The sequence below is a fragment of the Hydrogenophaga pseudoflava NBRC 102511 genome (assembly GCF_001592285.1).
Taxonomy (GTDB): Bacteria; Pseudomonadota; Gammaproteobacteria; order Burkholderiales; family Burkholderiaceae_C; genus Hydrogenophaga; species Hydrogenophaga pseudoflava.
Genome location: NZ_BCWQ01000009.1, coordinates 25,278 through 40,490 on the forward strand (window position 1 = coordinate 25,278; position 15,213 = coordinate 40,490).

Annotated in this window: 16 protein-coding genes and 2 pseudogenes; 9 read left to right on the forward strand and 9 right to left on the reverse strand. The window is 69.9% G+C overall.

Annotated features, from left to right (window positions below; translation table 11 throughout):
• Positions 1-144 precede the first annotated feature (144 nt).
• From HPS01S_RS12170 to HPS01S_RS12185, 4 genes and pseudogenes are all read left to right on the forward strand, one after another.
• Positions 145-864, forward strand: a complete 720-nt coding sequence (locus HPS01S_RS12170; protein WP_066156173.1) for a DUF3348 family protein — start codon at positions 145-147, stop codon at positions 862-864.
• Complete coding sequence (locus tag HPS01S_RS12175; protein ID WP_066156177.1) at positions 854-3,139, forward strand: DUF802 domain-containing protein; 2,286 nt, start codon at positions 854-856, stop codon at positions 3,137-3,139. Before HPS01S_RS12170 ends, HPS01S_RS12175 begins: the two co-directional genes overlap by 11 nt.
• A complete protein-coding gene (locus HPS01S_RS12180; RefSeq protein WP_255284208.1) occupies positions 3,136-3,831 on the forward strand; it encodes an OmpA family protein in 696 nt (231 codons plus the stop codon). The genes HPS01S_RS12175 and HPS01S_RS12180 overlap by 4 nt, the downstream gene beginning before the upstream one ends.
• Positions 3,750-4,223: pseudogene (locus HPS01S_RS12185) on the forward strand (DUF2894 domain-containing protein); the annotation flags it as partial. The gene HPS01S_RS12180 and the pseudogene HPS01S_RS12185, both read left to right, overlap by 82 nt.
• 26 nt (positions 4,224-4,249) lie before the next feature.
• Here the strand turns inward: HPS01S_RS12185 and HPS01S_RS12190 are convergent.
• On the reverse strand, positions 4,250-4,894 hold the full coding sequence (locus HPS01S_RS12190) for a glutathione S-transferase (protein ID WP_066156183.1): 645 nt from the start codon (positions 4,892-4,894) through the stop codon (positions 4,250-4,252).
• A 57-nt stretch (positions 4,895-4,951) separates the two neighbouring features.
• Between HPS01S_RS12190 and HPS01S_RS12195 the strand changes: the two genes are divergently transcribed.
• The 4 genes from HPS01S_RS12195 to rbp all read left to right on the forward strand — a co-directional run bounded on the left by HPS01S_RS12195 (position 4,952) and on the right by rbp (position 7,955).
• Entirely contained in the window at positions 4,952-5,431 is a 480-nt protein-coding gene (locus HPS01S_RS12195) for a hypothetical protein (protein ID WP_066156186.1), read from the forward strand.
• A 58-nt stretch (positions 5,432-5,489) separates the two neighbouring features.
• A complete protein-coding gene (locus tag HPS01S_RS12200; protein WP_169803943.1) occupies positions 5,490-6,497 on the forward strand; it encodes a PAS domain-containing protein in 1,008 nt (335 codons plus the stop codon).
• A complete protein-coding gene (locus HPS01S_RS12205; RefSeq protein WP_066156192.1) occupies positions 6,490-7,464 on the forward strand; it encodes a PAS domain-containing protein in 975 nt (324 codons plus the stop codon). Before HPS01S_RS12200 ends, HPS01S_RS12205 begins: the two co-directional genes overlap by 8 nt.
• A gap of 134 nt (positions 7,465-7,598) precedes the next feature.
• Complete coding sequence (gene rbp, locus HPS01S_RS12210) at positions 7,599-7,955, forward strand: RNA-binding regulator (RefSeq protein ID WP_066156195.1); 357 nt, start codon at positions 7,599-7,601, stop codon at positions 7,953-7,955.
• 95 nt (positions 7,956-8,050) lie between these two features.
• Here the strand turns inward: rbp and HPS01S_RS12215 are convergent, their stop codons facing one another.
• From HPS01S_RS12215 to HPS01S_RS12240, 6 genes are read right to left on the reverse strand one after another with little or no spacing between them, the layout of a single operon-like run.
• A complete protein-coding gene (locus tag HPS01S_RS12215; RefSeq protein WP_066156198.1) occupies positions 8,051-8,437 on the reverse strand; it encodes a DUF488 domain-containing protein in 387 nt (128 codons plus the stop codon).
• 22 nt (positions 8,438-8,459) lie between these two features.
• Complete coding sequence (locus HPS01S_RS12220) at positions 8,460-9,221, reverse strand: ABC transporter permease (RefSeq protein WP_066156624.1); 762 nt, start codon at positions 9,219-9,221, stop codon at positions 8,460-8,462.
• Between the two features lie 11 nt (positions 9,222-9,232).
• A complete protein-coding gene (locus HPS01S_RS12225) occupies positions 9,233-10,195 on the reverse strand; it encodes an ABC transporter ATP-binding protein (protein ID WP_066156201.1) in 963 nt (320 codons plus the stop codon).
• A 33-nt stretch (positions 10,196-10,228) separates the two neighbouring features.
• The gene (locus HPS01S_RS12230; RefSeq protein WP_066156206.1) at positions 10,229-11,107 is read right to left on the reverse strand and encodes an alpha/beta fold hydrolase; all 879 of its coding nucleotides are present in this window, start codon (positions 11,105-11,107) and stop codon (positions 10,229-10,231) included.
• A 2-nt stretch (positions 11,108-11,109) separates the two neighbouring features.
• Positions 11,110-11,949, reverse strand: coding sequence for an alpha/beta hydrolase (locus tag HPS01S_RS12235; RefSeq protein WP_066156210.1), 840 nt, complete (start codon positions 11,947-11,949; stop codon positions 11,110-11,112).
• Between the two features lie 45 nt (positions 11,950-11,994).
• Positions 11,995-13,518, reverse strand: a complete 1,524-nt coding sequence (locus HPS01S_RS12240) for a wax ester/triacylglycerol synthase family O-acyltransferase (RefSeq protein WP_169803944.1) — start codon at positions 13,516-13,518, stop codon at positions 11,995-11,997.
• A 133-nt stretch (positions 13,519-13,651) separates the two neighbouring features.
• Between HPS01S_RS12240 and HPS01S_RS12245 the strand changes: the two genes are divergently transcribed.
• Positions 13,652-14,746: a PA0069 family radical SAM protein gene (locus tag HPS01S_RS12245; protein ID WP_066156215.1), complete on the forward strand. Its 1,095-nt coding sequence runs from the start codon at positions 13,652-13,654 to the stop codon at positions 14,744-14,746.
• Here HPS01S_RS12245 and HPS01S_RS22215 read toward each other — a convergent pair.
• Complete coding sequence (locus HPS01S_RS22215) at positions 14,743-14,961, reverse strand: oxidoreductase-like domain-containing protein (protein ID WP_371836598.1); 219 nt, start codon at positions 14,959-14,961, stop codon at positions 14,743-14,745. The two genes, HPS01S_RS12245 and HPS01S_RS22215, sit on opposite strands and share 4 nt — an antisense overlap.
• 21 nt (positions 14,962-14,982) lie before the next feature.
• Positions 14,983-15,213, reverse strand: a pseudogene (locus tag HPS01S_RS22220) (DUF1653 domain-containing protein); the annotation flags it as partial.

The window sequence follows — 15,213 nt, forward strand, 5'->3', positions numbered from 1 at the left end:
TTACAAACCCGGCCGCCGGATCGTTTCTAATTACGCCCTGCCGCTGGCGACCCGCCGGCGCCGCACCCGGCCCCTCGCGGGCCGGGAACACCCCCTTCAGAATCGATTCACCACCGGCGCCCTCCGGGGCGCTGCGGACCCGTTTTGCGCAGTTCCTTCCACCACGTTGCTCCTTCTGCCCTGGCGCGCCAGCTCGCGCGTGCGCTGCCTGCGGGCGCGTCGCCCGACGCGCCGCGGCAGGACGTGGCCGAGCGCCTGGGTGGCTGGCTTCATGTGGCCGAAACCATCCAGCTGCACGCCGCACAGTCGGCAATCGAGGCGGCCGGCACGGCCGCCGCCCGTCGCCCGCCGCGCACCGGGCCGGCGGCCCTGCACGCCGCACTGAGCGCCGAGCTCGACCGGGTGCGCGCCGTGCTGGCCCGCTCCATCACCACCGCGCCGGCCCACAAGCCCGATCCGAACGACCTCGACACCGAGTTCGCGCTGTACCACCAGCGGCTGGGCGATCAGCAGCGCCGCATGGAGATGAGCATCGACGCGCTGCGCGAACACGTGCGCCAGCAGCTGGCGCAGTCCACGCCGGCCATGGCCCAGCTGGCCGCCACCGACGCCGTGATGGACGGCTTCTTCGGTGGGCGCGAGCAGCGCCTGCTGTCCACCCTGCCGGCCTTTCTGAAGGCGCGTTTTGCGGCGCTGCGCCGCGAAGCGGCCCAGGCCCGCGAACCCGACACTCCCGACACCCCCGACGACCTGCGCTGGCTGCAGACCTTCGCGGCCGAGTTCGAGCAGACCCTGCTCGCCGAACTCGACCTGCGCCTGCAGCCCGTGACCGGCCTGATCGAAGCCCTTGCCCATGAGCACTGAAACCTCCACCTCCCGTCCTTACCGCGCCCTGTCGTTTTCGGCCTTCCTCGTGGGCCTGGCCGCCGTCGCCTGGGTGGCCAGCGGCTTCGTTGGTACCAGCGCCTTCGCGCTGGGCATGACGCTGCTGATCGGCGCCGTCTACCTGGGCGGCGCCTGGGAGCTGCGCCGCTTCGGCCAGACCACCGCCGGCTTCCGCGCCGCCATGGCCGGCGTGCCGCAACCGCTGGCCCAGCTGGCCGACTGGCTGCCCAGCGTGCCCGCGCCGCTGCGCCACGCGGTGCGCCAGCGCATCGAAGGCGAGCGCAGCGCCTTCCCCGGCCTGGCGCTCACGCCCTACCTGATCGGCCTGCTGGTCATGCTCGGCATGCTGGGCACCTTCCTGGGCATGGTGGTCACCTTCAAGGGCGCCGTGTTCGCGCTCGAAGGCTCGGCCGACCTGAACGCCATCCGCGCCGCGCTGGCCGCGCCCATCAAGGGCCTGGGCCTGTCCTTCGGCACCTCGGTGGCGGGGGTCGCCACCTCGGCCATGCTCGGCCTCATGGCCACGCTGGCGCGGCGCGAGCGCGCCCAGGCCCTGCGCACGCTGGACGCACTGGCCGCCACCACGCTGCGCCCGTTCTCGGCCGCGCACCAGCGCCAGCAGAGTTTTGAGGCCCTGCAGCGCCAGGCCGAGGCCTTGCCCGCGGCCGCGCAGCACCTGCAGACGCTGATCGAACAGGTCGAGCGCCGCAGCCAGCGGCTGGACGAGGCCCTGCTGGCCCGCCAGGCCGAGTTCCAGCGCGAAGCCGCTGCGGCCTACACCGGGCTGGCGAAGTCGGTGGAACAGTCGCTGCGCGAGAGCCTGGCCGCCAGCGCCCGCGCCGCCACCGACAGCCTGCAGCCCGTGGTGCAGCAGGCCATGGCCGGCATCGCCGCCGAATCCAGCCGCCTGCACGAGGGCGTGAACACCGCGGTGCAGGCCCAGCTTGAAGGCCTGTCGGCCCGCTTCAGCGCCACCACGGCCACCGTGGCCGACACCTGGGCCCGTGCGCTGAACCGGCACGAACAGGGCAGCCAGCAGCTGCTGCAAGGCCTGGGTGAGTCGCTCACCGCCTTCAACAGTGGCTTCGACCAGCGCGCCGGCCAGCTGCTGGCCAGCGTGCAGGCCGCGCAGACCGAGGCCCAGAGCCTGCGCGCCCAGGCCGAGCAGCAGCAGCAGGCCGCACTCACGGCCGCGCTGGAGCGCATGGCGCAGGACCTGCGCAGCCAGTGGCAGCAGGCCGGCGAACAGACCCTCGCGCAGCAGCGCACCGTGCTGCAGGCGCTGCAGGACACCGCCACCCGCCTCACGCAACACAGCAGCGAACAGACCGACCGCAGCCTGGACGGCGTGGCCCGCCTCATCGCGCAGACCGAGGCCCTGGTGGACGCGCGCACCGCCAGCGAAGCCGCGTGGACCCAGCAGCACGCGCAGCGCATGGACGAGCTGGCCGCGCTGTGGCGCAACGAACTGGCCGCCCTGCACGAGGCCGAGCTGCAGCGCCAGCAGGCCCGGTCCGAACAGCAGGGCCAGGCCTTCAGCGCCCTCGCGCGGCAGCTGCAGACCTTGCGCGAGGAAGAGGCCGCGCGCGGCGATGCCGCCGTGCAGCGCCTGGCCGATCTGCAGGCCGCGCTGGCCACCCAGCTCGCCACCCTGGGTACGGCGCTGGAAGCGCCCATGGCCCGCCTGATGCAGACCGCGTCCGAAGCGCCCAAGGCCGCCGCCGAGGTGATCGGCCAGCTGCGCGAACAGATGAGCCGCCTGGCCGAGCGCGACAACGCCACGCTGGGCGAACGCGCCGAACTGGTCGGCCAGATCGGCACCTTGCTGCAGCAGGTGCAGCAGACCACGGGCGAGCAGCGCGCCGCCATCGAACACCTGGTCGGCTCGGCCACCGGCGTGCTCGACCGCGTGGGCCAGCAGTTCGCCGACACCGTGGGCGCGCAGGCCGGCCGCGCCGAGGCCATGGCCGAACAGGCCGCCACCAGCGCGGCCCAGCTGGCCAGCCTGGGCGAGGCCTTCCAGCAGGGCACGCAGCAGCTGGCCGCCAGCCACGAGCAGCTGGTGCAGAACCTGCAGAAGGTCGAGAACGCCATTGGCCAGTCGCTGGCGCGCAGCGACGAGCAGCTCGCCTACTACGTGGCGCAGGCGCGCGAGGTGATCGACCTGTCGATCAGTGCCCAGCAGGGCATCATCGAAGACCTGCGCCGGTTGCGAGGGCCGGTTGCCAAGGCCAGCGCAGGGGTCGCGGCGTGAGCGCCTTCCACGACGCATCGGAAGACCTGCAGGTCGACGGCGACGACAGTGCCGAGATCACCGCGCCCGCCTGGGCGGTGTTCGGCGATCTCATGGCCGGTCTGGTCGGAGCCTTCGTGCTGGTCTTCATCGGGGTGCTGCTCACCCAGGTCGATCTGGTCAACAGCCTGCAGAGCGAGATCGCCAAGCGCCAGCAGGAAGAAGCCCGCCGCATGGCGCTGGAAAAGGCATTGGCCGTGCCGCTGGCCAGCGGCCGTGTCACGCTCAACAACGGCCGCATCGGCATCAGCGGCAGCGTGCTGTTCGACTTCAATTCCGACCAGCTGCGCCCCGAAGGCGAACAGCTGCTCAAGGCCCTGGTGCCGCCGCTGCAGGTCTACCTGGGCGAGCGCGACGAAATGCTCATGGTCAGCGGCTTCACCGACAACAAGACCGTGGTCAAGGGCCCCAGCCAGCGCTACGAGGACAACCTCGAACTCTCGGCCCAGCGTGCGCTCACGGTCACGCGGGCGCTGATCACCAGCGGCATGCCGCGCTCGCGCGTGTTCGCCGCCGCCTTCGGCGCCGAACAGCCCGTGGCCAGCAACGCCGACGAACAGGGTCGGGCGCTCAACCGCCGGGTGGAAATGGCGCCCGTGCCGCGCGCCAGCGCCGCCGCGGGCGACGTGGGCACACAGGCCCCCCGACCCTGACCATGAAGCCCGCCACCGCGCGCCCATCGCCCCTGGCCGAGCTCAATGCCCACATTGAGCGCGCATCGACCGCCGCGCGCGAAGGGGTTGTCGGCAGCGGTGGCCCCTGGCCCGAACTGCGCAGCGCGCAGCGCTTTCGCGAAACCTGGGAGCGCATCGGCGCTGAGGTGCAGGTGCAGCGTGCGCTGGACCGCGCCCCGCCCAACGCAGGCCCGCTCAACCCCCAGCGGCTGATGCTGGAGACCCTGGCCCGCATGGGCGAGCTCTCGCCGCACTACCTGCGCCGCTTCCTGACCCACACCGAGACCCTGCTCTGGCTGGAGCAGGCGCATGGGGTGCTCAGACAGCCTGCAGCGGGCAAGGCCGTGAAGGCAAGGCGGCAGAAGATGTGACGCAGGGTTGTGCTGTGCGTATGCGCTCATGCCGGAAAGGCCACCACCCGGTTCGCCTCCAGCTTGCACATGGCGCGGGTGAACAGTCCGTCAGACAACCACCTACCCAGCCAGCCCTGCAGCGCAGGCAGGGCCAGCGCCTCAAACCAGGCCGGTTCCACCGCCGCGAACTGCCGCACGAACGGAAAGATCGCGATGTCGGTGGCGCACGGAGTGGCTCCTCCCAGCTGCCCGGCACGTTGCAGTTGCCTGTCCAGCGGCTTGAGAAGCCCCTCCACCGCCTGCGCGTGGTGCAGTGCCTTGGCGTCGGCGCCCTCGCCGAAACGCTCGGGGTACTTGGTGCGGTCCAGGTGCTGTTTGAAAGGGCCATCGCAGGCGGCCAGCAGCGCGAGGTTTTCGTCGCTCTGCGCGCGTGCCCACCAACCGTCGTCATCGCCGTTGGTGGCGAAGGCCCAGCGCATGATGTCCAGGCTCTGTTCCAGCACGCTGCCATCGTGCAGCCGCAGAACCGGCACCGTGCCTTTGGGCGAAAGGGTCATCAGCTCGGCCGGTTTGTCGCGCAGAACGATCTCGAACGCGTCGAATGCCACGCCGGCCTGCAGCAGGGCCATGCGCGCGCGCATCGCGTAGGGACAGCGGCGGTAGGTGTAGAGCAGCGGGAGCGTGTCCATGGCCCGGCATTACAGCGCAAACCGGGCGAACCCACGCGGCCATTACCATCGCCCCCCATGACCGAAGACACCCAGGACCCCATCCACGAAGACCGCGTGTGGAGCGACGAGCGCTGGACGGCGCGTGTGATCAAGAACGAAGACGACGATGGATGGGCCGTGGCCATGTTCCTCGAAGGGCAGGCCGAGCCCGCGCTGGTCGGCCCCTGGACCATGGGGCGCGACAAGAAGAACCCCAAGCCGCTGGACGTGAACGCGTTCAACACGCTGGTGAAGACGGCCAGCGAGTTCATACGACGATCCGAGCAGCAGCGCCACGCGGAGCTGAACAAGAGCGTGAATGTGACGGTGGACGGGCGACGCCTGCGCGTGGCGCTGGCCATCGTGCCCGACGAAGAGGGGGCGACCGCCACGCTGCGCGCGACCTACGAATATGGTGAGGAACTGGCCTGCGTCCCGGTGCCGCCGACCTTCCGGCTGAACATGGCCAGCGCCGAGGCCTGGGTGGTGTCGGGCTTCGAGATGCCGCGCCGATGAGCGTGGCCAGGATCCGCTCTGCGTCAGAATGCGCGCCTTGTTCCAATTTCTGAATCTCTTGAGCCGTCCCGACCCCACCGCCGTCTGGCCCGAACCGCCGTCCATCGTGGCTGCGCGCGCGGAGATTGCCATGCGCCTGTCATGGATGACGTCGGTGCTGGGCATGGTGCTGTTTGCGGTGGACCGGTTCATCGGGATGCCGGTCACGGCCGACAGCATGATGACGCTGGTGCTGGCGGTCATGGGGGCTCTGGCCTGGGTGCTGCTGAAGGTCCGCCGCTACAACAGCGTGGCCTGGTTGCTGGTGGTCTTCCTGTTCGGGATGGCGGCGGCGTCGACCTGGTTCTTCGGTTCGGTGCGCACGATCAACATCGTGCTGATCCTGATGGGGCTGGTCGCAGCGGGCATCTTCTTGAGCCGGCGTGGGCTGCTCTGGACCACGGCTGCGGCGGTGGCGCTGCTCGGTCTGCTGACCTGGGCCGATGCCGCCGGTCTGCTGGCCGGGCAGCCGCGCTTCGCCGTGAGCTGGCGCAACTGGCTGTCGCAGAGCGCGAGCCTGGTGGGCGTGGCCGCGATGATGTCCCTCAACCGCACGCAGGTGCGTCTGGCGCAGGAGCTGCATCTTCAGGAGGCCACGCAGCGCCTGCGGGCCCAGCTGGACCGCGACCTGGGGCAGGGCCGCTTCTCGCGCCTGTTCCGGACGAGCCCCACGCCGATCTTCGTGCAGTCCATGCGCAACGGCGCCATCCTGGATGTGAACCTCGCATTCGAGCGCGCGCTGGGCTACACGCGCCAGGAGGTGCTGAGCCGGCGCGACGGGTTCCTCTGGCTGCACGACGAAGCCTATGCAGCCTTCTCGCAGGACCGCCGGGCCCACCGGCGCACGGGTTGGCACAGCATCACCGGCGTCGGGCGCAACGGGCAGCAGGTTCCTCTGCAGATCTGCAGCGAGCGGGACGACGATGCGGACGACGGCCTTCGCATCACGGTGTTGCGTGTGCCCGGTCACACGACCAGCGCGATGCCGACGGTCTATGCACCGCTGGAAGGAGGCCAGGGTGCTTGACTCCCTGCCGCTCGAAGATCCTTCCGAGATCGAACGCAGCCAGCATCGGCACCACAACCGCAGCCTGCGCTGGGTGCAGTTGTGCGTGGCGCTGCTGCTGGCGGGCATGGCTTTGGCGGACCACCTGCTGGCGCCACCCGATGAGTCCCTGGCGCACATATCCTGGTCGATGGCAGGGGTGGCACTGCTGTCCTACCTGTTGCTGAGATCGCATCGGCGCCGCTGGGAGAGTCCGCTGGTGGTGACGGGCATTCTGATGGTGGCGGCCTGGTCGGTGTACAGCTTCGGCTCGGTGCGGGCGGCGTCGGGGTTCGCATTCCAGGGTGCGGTGGTCATGGCCGGCACCTACCTGAGCCTGCGTGCGCTGCTGGCCACCACGGTGGCCAGCATGGCCATTCTGGGGGGGCTGACCTGGGCCGAGACGAGCGGGCACCTGCCGCCGGCGAGCATGGGGGCCGACCTGCGCTACTGGCTCACGGGCAGCGCCATCCTGCTGCTGATCGGGTTGCAGCTGTCTCAGACACGCCAGGCGACCGACGAGGTCTACCGGCGACGGCGGAGCCAGATGGAGGACCGCTTGCGGCTGGAGCACGAGCGCGACCGTTCCCTGCGCCGCTTCCGACGCATCTTCCAGCTCAACCCCACGGCCCTGGTGGTACAGGCGGCCAATACACAGGCGGTGGTGGAGGTCAACCCCGCGTTCGAGCGCTGTTTCGGATACCCGGGCGCCCAGGTGGAGGGGCTGCGCGCGGAGACCTTCTGGGCGGACGCGCAGCAGTGGCAAGAGCACCGCCGGGTGCTGTTCGAGAAAGGCCACACCGGGTGGCAGCAGGCCTGGTGGCGCCATGCCGACGGTCATTCTGTCGATGTGATGGTGTGCAGCGAGCTGAACGAAGACCCCGGCGGCCTGCTGATTCTCACCACGGTTGTCGACGAAAAAAGCGCCCAGGACATTCCGGGCGCATAATCCCGCCTGCGCGGGCATTCGGCCCGTGCAATCCAAGTGATCGGTCAGTTTCGCGTGCCACGGTGCACTTTCGGGTTTGTTGTGCTTTCGGGACCCCATCGCTTTTTGTGTATCTGCTTTCTTAGGAGTCCTCCATGGGCAACAAACTTTACGTCGGCAACCTGCCGTATTCCGTGCGCGACGACGACCTGCAACAGGCTTTCAGCGAATTCGGCTCTGTCAGCAGTGCCAAGGTCATGATGGAGCGCGACACCGGCCGCTCCAAGGGTTTCGGCTTTGTCGAAATGGGCAGCGATGCCGAGGCGCAAGCCGCCATCAACGGCATGAACGGCCAGTCCCTGGGTGGCCGCAGCGTCACCGTGAACGAAGCACGTCCGATGGAAGCGCGTCCCCCGCGCACCGGTGGTTTCGGTGGTGACCGCTCGGGTGGCGGTGGCTACGGCGGTGGCAACCGCTCCGGTGGCGGCGGCTACGGCCGCGGCGGCTACTGAGCCCTGCAGATTGGTTGATCCGGCCCCGCGCCGGGTCCTGCAAAAAAGCCCCAAGGCCGAAGCCCCGGGGCTTTTTTCTTTGGGGCGCCCAAGGTTCAGGCCAGATCGGCTCCCCGCGCTGCCAGCAGCTCGCGCAGCACCGAGCGGTGGCAGTGCGACTCGTGCTCGCAGTAGCAGCCGACCGACAGGTTCGAGGTATGCGAGAGGCTGGCCAGCAGGTTCAGGCTGTGTTCGGCCTCGGCGGCTGCCATTTCCTTGCGGTACTGGCGCACGAAGACGGCCCACTGCGCCGGGGTTTCGGCGGCCTGGCCCAGCTTCATGGTCTCGGCGCTGGGGGCGAGCACCGGGAACCACACGTCATACCAGTTGCCGCTGGCGAAGTCCGCCTTGGGCACGCCGCGCGGCGGGCGGCGCACCGTGCCGATGCGGGTGCCTTCGTCGGGGTGCCGCTCGGTGCCGAGCCGGACGATGCGCAGAGTCATGGGCGTGCTCCTGTGGCGTGGCTCAGCGCCGGATGCGCCGGCCGGTCTTGAACACCCACCAGACCACGGTCAGGCAGGCGGCCATGAAGACCAGTGTCATGCCGGTGCTGACGGCGATGTGCACGTCGGCCTGGCCGTAGAAGGCCCAGCGCAGGCCGCTGATGAGGTAGACCACCGGGTTGAACAGCGAGACGGTCTGCCAGGGTTCGGGCAGCATGTTGATGCTGTAGAACGCGCCACCCAGGAACGTGAGCGGCGTGATCACCAGCAGCGGGATCACCTGCAGCTTCTGGAAGCTGTCGGCCCACAGGCCGATGATGAAGCCGAACAGGCAGAACGACACCACCGTCAGCAGCAGGAAGCCGACCATCCACACCGGGTGGGCGATGTGATAGGGCACGAAGAAGCGCGCGGTGAGCAGGATCAGCGTGCCCAGCAGCAGGCTCTTGCTGGCGGCCGCGCCCACGTACCCCAGCAGCACCTCGACCCAGTTCACCGGCGCGCTCAGCAGTTCGTAGATGGTGCCCGACCACTTGGGCATGTAGATGCCGAAGGACGCATTGGAAATGCTCTCGGACAGCAGCGAGAGCATGAGCAGGCCGGGGATGATGTAGGCGCCGTAGTCCACGCCGCCGATGTCGCCCATGCGCGAGCCGATGGCCGTGCCGAAGACGATGAAGTACAGCGAGGTGGTGAGCACCGGCGCGATGATGCTCTGCGCCCAGGTGCGGAAGGCGCGGTTCATCTCGAACATGTAGATGGCGCGCACGGCATGGATGTTCAGACCCGCCATGGTCAAACCTCCGCTTTCTGGTCATGGACGAGGCTGACGAAGATGTCTTCGAGCGAGCTTTCGCTGGTGCGCAGGTCCTTGTAGGCGATGCCCTGCGTGGCCAGCGCGGCCAGCAGCTCGGCGATGCCGGTGTCGTCCTTCTGGGTGTCGAAGCCGTAGGTCAGCGTCAGGCCGTCGGCCGAGAGCTGCAGCGGCCAGTGCGCCAGCGCCTCGGGCACAGCGGTCAGCGGGTGCGGCAGCGACAGCGCCAGTTCCTTGCGCCCGAGCTGGCGCATCAGCACATTCTTGTCTTCCACCACGATCAGCTCGCCCTTGCGGATCACGCCGATGCGGTCGGCCATGTCCTCGGCTTCCTCGATGTAGTGGGTGGTCAGGATGATGGTGGTGCCGGCTTCGCGCAGCTGTCGAACCAGGCGCCACATGTCGTGCCGCAGTTCCACGTCCACGCCCGCACTCGGTTCGTCCAGGAACAGGATCTTGGGTTCGTGCGACAGCGCCTTGGCGATCAGCACGCGCCGCTTCATGCCGCCCGAGAGCGTCATGATCTTGTTGTCCTTCTTGTCCCAGAGCGAGAGGTCTCTGAGGATCTGCTCGATCAGCGCCGGGTTGGGCGCCTTGCCGAACAGGCCGCGGCTGAAGCTGACCGTGGCCCAGACGGTTTCGAAGGCGTCGGTGTGCAGCTCCTGCGGCACCAGGCCGATGGTGGCGCGCGCCTGGCGGTAGTCGCGCACGGTGTCGAAGCCGTCGGCCGTGATGGTCCCTTCGGTGGCATTGCTCATGCCGCAGATGGTGCTGATGAGGGTGGTCTTGCCGGCGCCGTTGGGGCCGAGCAGGGCGAAGATCTCGCCGCGGCGGATGTCGAGCGTGACGTTCTTCAGCGCCTGGAAGCCGCCGTCGTAGGTCTTGCTCACGCCACGCACGCTGACGATGGCGTCGGTGGGCAGGGAAACGGGGTTGAGGGTCATCCCGCCATTGTGGCCGGGGTGGCGTTTGCCTGCTCAGCGGCGGGCGTTGTCCACAATGCCCTGGGCGAATCGCGGCAGCAGTTCCTCGGGCAGGTCGTGGCCCATGCCGGGGATGAAATCGGCCCGGGCGTCGGCGATGCGCTGCGCCAGGTCCTCGCCGCAGGCCACGGGCACGAGTGGGTCGTCCACGCCGTGGATCACCAGAGTGGGTGCCTGGATGTGGGGCAGCAGGGCCGAGCGGTCGCCGTCGGCCACCACCGCCAGCAGCTGCCGGGCCGAGCCCGACGGGTGCCAGGCGCGCTGCACCGATTCCAGCGCCCGCGCCCGCAGGGCCTGGGGATCGCTCGGATAGGCGGGGCTGCCGATGAGGTGCAGCACCTGGATGATCCAGTCCACGGCGGCGTCGGCGCCCGGCTTCATGGGCCGCGACATCAGCGCGCGCCGCACCCGCCACGAGGGCTGGGGCAGGCGGCGCGAACCGCTGGTGGTCATCATCAGCGTGAGGCTGGCGACGCGCTCGGGTGCCATGGCCGCCAGGTGCTGGGCGATCATGCCGCCCATCGACGCGCCGCAGACGTGGGCCTGTTCGATGTCGAGGGCGTCGAGCACGCCCAGCGCGTCGCGCGCCATGTCGGCCAGCGAGTAGGGGCTGTGCACCGGCAGGTGCATCGCGTGGCGCAGCCCGGCCAGCGCCATGTTGGGCACCCCGGCGGCGTCGAAGCCCTGGCTCAGGCCGATGTCGCGGTTGTCGAAGCGGACCACGCGAAAGCCTTGCCGCACCAGCATCTGCACCATGGTCTGCGGCCACGCGATCAGCTGCATGCCCAGGCCCATGATGAGCAGCACCACCGGGCCATCGGCGGGGCCCTGGTCGTCGACCTCGATCCGGACGCCGTTGGCTTCGACCTTCATGCTCAGTACCAACGGGTCAGCGTTTCAGGCTGGTGCGCCACCTTGAAGAACCAGCGCCGCGCGCCCTGCACGTCGAAGCGCCGCCAGTGGTCAGGGTCCTGGCGCAGGCGGTCGGCGATGGCGTACATCGCCATCGGGTTCATGCCCATGCCGATGTGGCTGGCGTGCACCTCGATGTTTTCGGTGTGGGCGTGGCGCATGGGGTTGATGCTGCACTGCCAGGCCACCACGCCGTCGGTCTTGCTGTAGATGGAGGTGGTGGGCACCGGCGGTGGCCTGCGCACCTGGGCCAGCAGCTCCTCGTCGTGCGGGTGCTGGCCGCTGACCAGCTGGTAGAAGCGCCAGGCGTTGGTGGCCTTCGGGTGGCCGGTGAAGGGCGTGCCCAGCGTGATCACGCAGCGCACAAGATCGGGCAGCTCCTTGGCCATCTCGCGCGCGTAGATGCCGCCCAGGCTCCAGCCGATCAGGCTGATCTTGCCCCGGTGTTTCTTGTGCAGCGCCTCGATGCGCGCGCGGCAGCGTTCGAGCACGCCGTCGCGCGGGCCGAGGTTGAAGCCCTGCTCCCAGCCGTAGGCGGCGTAGCGGTGCTGCCTGAGGAAACGGCGCAGCGCCAGCGTGCTCATGTCGTTGGCGCCCAGGCCCGGGAACACCAGCACGGCGTGGCCGTCGCCCGAGGGCATGCGGGAGAGCCAGGGCGAGACGGCGGCCAGGGCCATGGCCTCCCAGGGGGCGCGGGCCTCCAGCATCATCAGCCAGAGGCCGGGCGGCACGGTGTGCAGCCCGGCGTCCGGGTCTGACGGGTCGGGAGGCGCGGGCTGGCGGCGGTGGCGGGTGGAACTCATGCGTGCGCAGACGCCGGGTGGCATCGAAATAGGCATCGGTCCATGTTAGCCAGCGCGCGGCTTTTTCTTTGGTGCGGCGGCCCTAGAGGCGGGTCGCTTGGGGGACACGGTGGCGGATGTCACTGCGGCGTCCGGCGCCGGCACCGGCAGCGCCCGCAATTCGTCCAGTGCCGCGTCCACCGCCTGCGCAAGCGCCTTCACGTCCGGCAGCGCCGCGGCGTCGGCCATCAGCCCGAAGTCCATCGCGGCGTCGAAGCTCTGCACCGTGATGTTCAGCGCCAGCCCGTGCACCACGATGCTGGTCGGGTGGTTCGAGCGCACGCGGGCGCCGGCCAGGTACAGGGGCACCTGCGGGCCGGGCACGTTGGAGATGACCACGTTCGCCACCTGCGGCAGGCGCTCGGCGGCTTTGGCCTTGCCGTAGAGCGAGGCCGCGGCCTCGATCAGCCAGGGCACGCCGATGGACGGAAAGTCGGTGGGCAGGATGCTCTTCATGCGGCCCATGGTCGACTTCATCGCCCCGGTGGCGGCGCGGATGTGCGCCAGCCGCTTGGCCGGGTCGGCCAGGTGCGTGCCCAGGCTGACCAGGCTCATCGAGGCCTGGTTGTCGGCGCGGGTGTCGCCTGCCTCGCGCAGCGAGATCGGCACCGCGGCCACCAGGCTCTTGCGCGGCAGCGCGCCGTGTTGCTGCAGGTAGGCGCGCAGCGCGGACGAACAGAGCATGAGCACCCCGTCGTTGAGGGTGGCACCATGCGCGCGCGCCAGGGCCTTGAGTTCGGCCAGCGGCACGCTGGCGGCGGCGAAGGCGCGCGCGGGTGTCACGGTGGCGTTCATCGGCGTGGCGGGCGCCAGCGTGACATTGCCCGAACCCTGGCCCAGCAGGTTCTTGGCGCTGAGCACGCTCCTGGCCGTGCCGGCGACGGTGCCCAGCGTGGCCGGCAGATCGCGCACGATGCGCGCCACCTGCACCGCCTCATGGCTCAGCGCGCCGCGCAGCATCTCGACCATGTCGAGCCGGAAGGTCCTGGTGCGCCGGGACGGGCGGATCTCGATGTCGCGCGGCTCGGGTGTCAGGTCGAACAGCACATTGGCCAGCGCCACCGCGGCCTGGCCGTCGACCGCCGCGTGGTGCAACTGGGTGACGAGGCCCACCTGCTTGCGCCCTGCGGCGCTGCGCGGAAGGCCTTCGATCACGTGCATCTTCCACAGCGGCCGGTGGCGGTCCAGCAGGACCGGGTGCAGCAACGAGACCTGTTCCTCCATCAGCGTACGCGCGTCGGCGCGGCGGGCGCTGCCGCTGGGCAGCCGGATCTCGACGATGTGTTCGTTGAGGTCGGGTTCCGCATCCACCCAGGCCGGGTTGGCCATGTTCAGCGGCATCCACCACAGCCGGCGGCGCAGCACCGGCGTGGCGGGCAGGCGGGCCGCGATGTGCCGCCGCAGGTCGTTCACATAGCGCCCGCGGTGGCCGGCCGGCAGTTCCAGCAGGTGCATGGCGCCGACGTGCATCGGCATCTCCGGCGTTTCCAGGTAGAGGAAGGTGGCGTCCAGGCCGGAGAGTTGTCGCATGCCCATGGTGTGTCCCGGTGTGTGTGGGGGTTGCCGGCCATTGTGGGCCGCCGCCGCAGCGCGGGAAACCGTCGCCTGTCTCTTGCGAAATAACTGTATTTATGTACAGTATCCATCCCGACCCTGCACCGCCATGAACGACGTCCACATTCCCCTGCACGCCCTCAAAGGCCGCGGCGTGGCCCACCGCCAGCCGCACCGCTTCGAGCGCGACCAGCGTGCCGCCTTCGACGACGGCTGGGGCACGCTGGACGAGCGGCGGGCCGAGGGCGAAGAGGCTGCGGCACCGGCCACCGAGGTGATGTTCGAAGAGGCGCGCAGCGCGATCACCACCAACGACTCGCCCGACATCGGCTTCCGGCTCGGCCTCAACCCCTACCGCGGCTGCGAACACGGCTGCGTCTACTGCTACGCCCGGCCCACGCACAGCTACCTCAACCTCTCGCCGGGGCTCGATTTCGAAACGAAGATCGTCGCCAAGCGCAACATCGCCGAGCTGCTGCGGCGCGAGCTGCTGGCCCCGCGCTACCAGCCCGACCTGCTGGTGGTGGGCACGGTGACCGACGCCTACCAGCCGGTGGAGCGCGAGCTGCGGTTCACGCGCGCGGTGCTGGAGGTGCTGAGCGCGGCGCAGCACCCGGTGGGCATGGTGACCAAGGGCAGCGGGGTCGAGCGCGATCTGGACCTGCTGGCGCCCATGGGGCAGGCCGGTCTGGCGGCCGTGTACGTGACGGTCACCACGCTGGACGCGAAGCTGGCCCGCGTGCTGGAGCCGCGCGCCGCCGCGCCGCACCGGCGGCTGCGCACCATCCGCACCCTGGCCGAGGCGGGTGTGCCCACCGGCGTGAGCGTCTCGCCGCAGATCCCGTTCCTCAACGACGACATGGAGCGCGTGCTCGAAGCGGCCTGGGAGGCCGGCGCGAGGCGCGCGTTCTACCAGGTGCTGCGCCTGCCCTGGGAGCTCTCGCCCATGTTCCGCCAGTGGCTGGACCTGCACTACCCCGACCGGGCCGAGCGTGTGATGGCGCGGGTGCAGGACCTGCGCGGCGGCAAGGACTACGACGCCGACTTCGCCACGCGCATGAAGGGCCAGGGCATCTGGGCCGACCTGATCCGCCAGCGCTTCGTGAAGACCTGCGACCGCCTCGGTTTCAACCGCGAGCGCGAGCCGCTGGAACTGAGCCTATTCCGGCCGGCGGCGCTGCGCGGGCAGGGGGATCTGTTCTAGGCCTTGAGCAGATCGAGTGAATCCACCCGCCAGTGGTGCATCGCCTCGTAGAAGCCTTCCCACACACAGCCGTTGCAGCCACGGCCGCAGCAGCTGTCGGGCTCGGGGGGCGGCGGGCGCAGGGCGGTGTCCAGGTCGGTGCCGCGCTCCCGCTGCGCGCGACCGCGCAGGTGGGCGATCAGGGCGCGGGCGGTGGCCAGGTCGCCCAGCGGCACCCGCGCCGGGTCGTGCGGGGTGAAGCGCGGCTGTTCCTTGCCCTCGAACACGCCGCGCTCGGCGAACATGGCTGCCGGCCGCACCCACAGGCCGAAGCCGCCGTAGAGCGCGCGGTACAGCGTCATGCCCTGCAGGGTTTCGCTGCAGCGTACGGTGTCGATTACGTCGTACCAGCCGCCCTTGTAGTGGCGGTACAGGCCGGGCGGGGTGGCGTTCAGCGGGGGCAGGTCGTGGTCGGTCGGCGCGGTCAT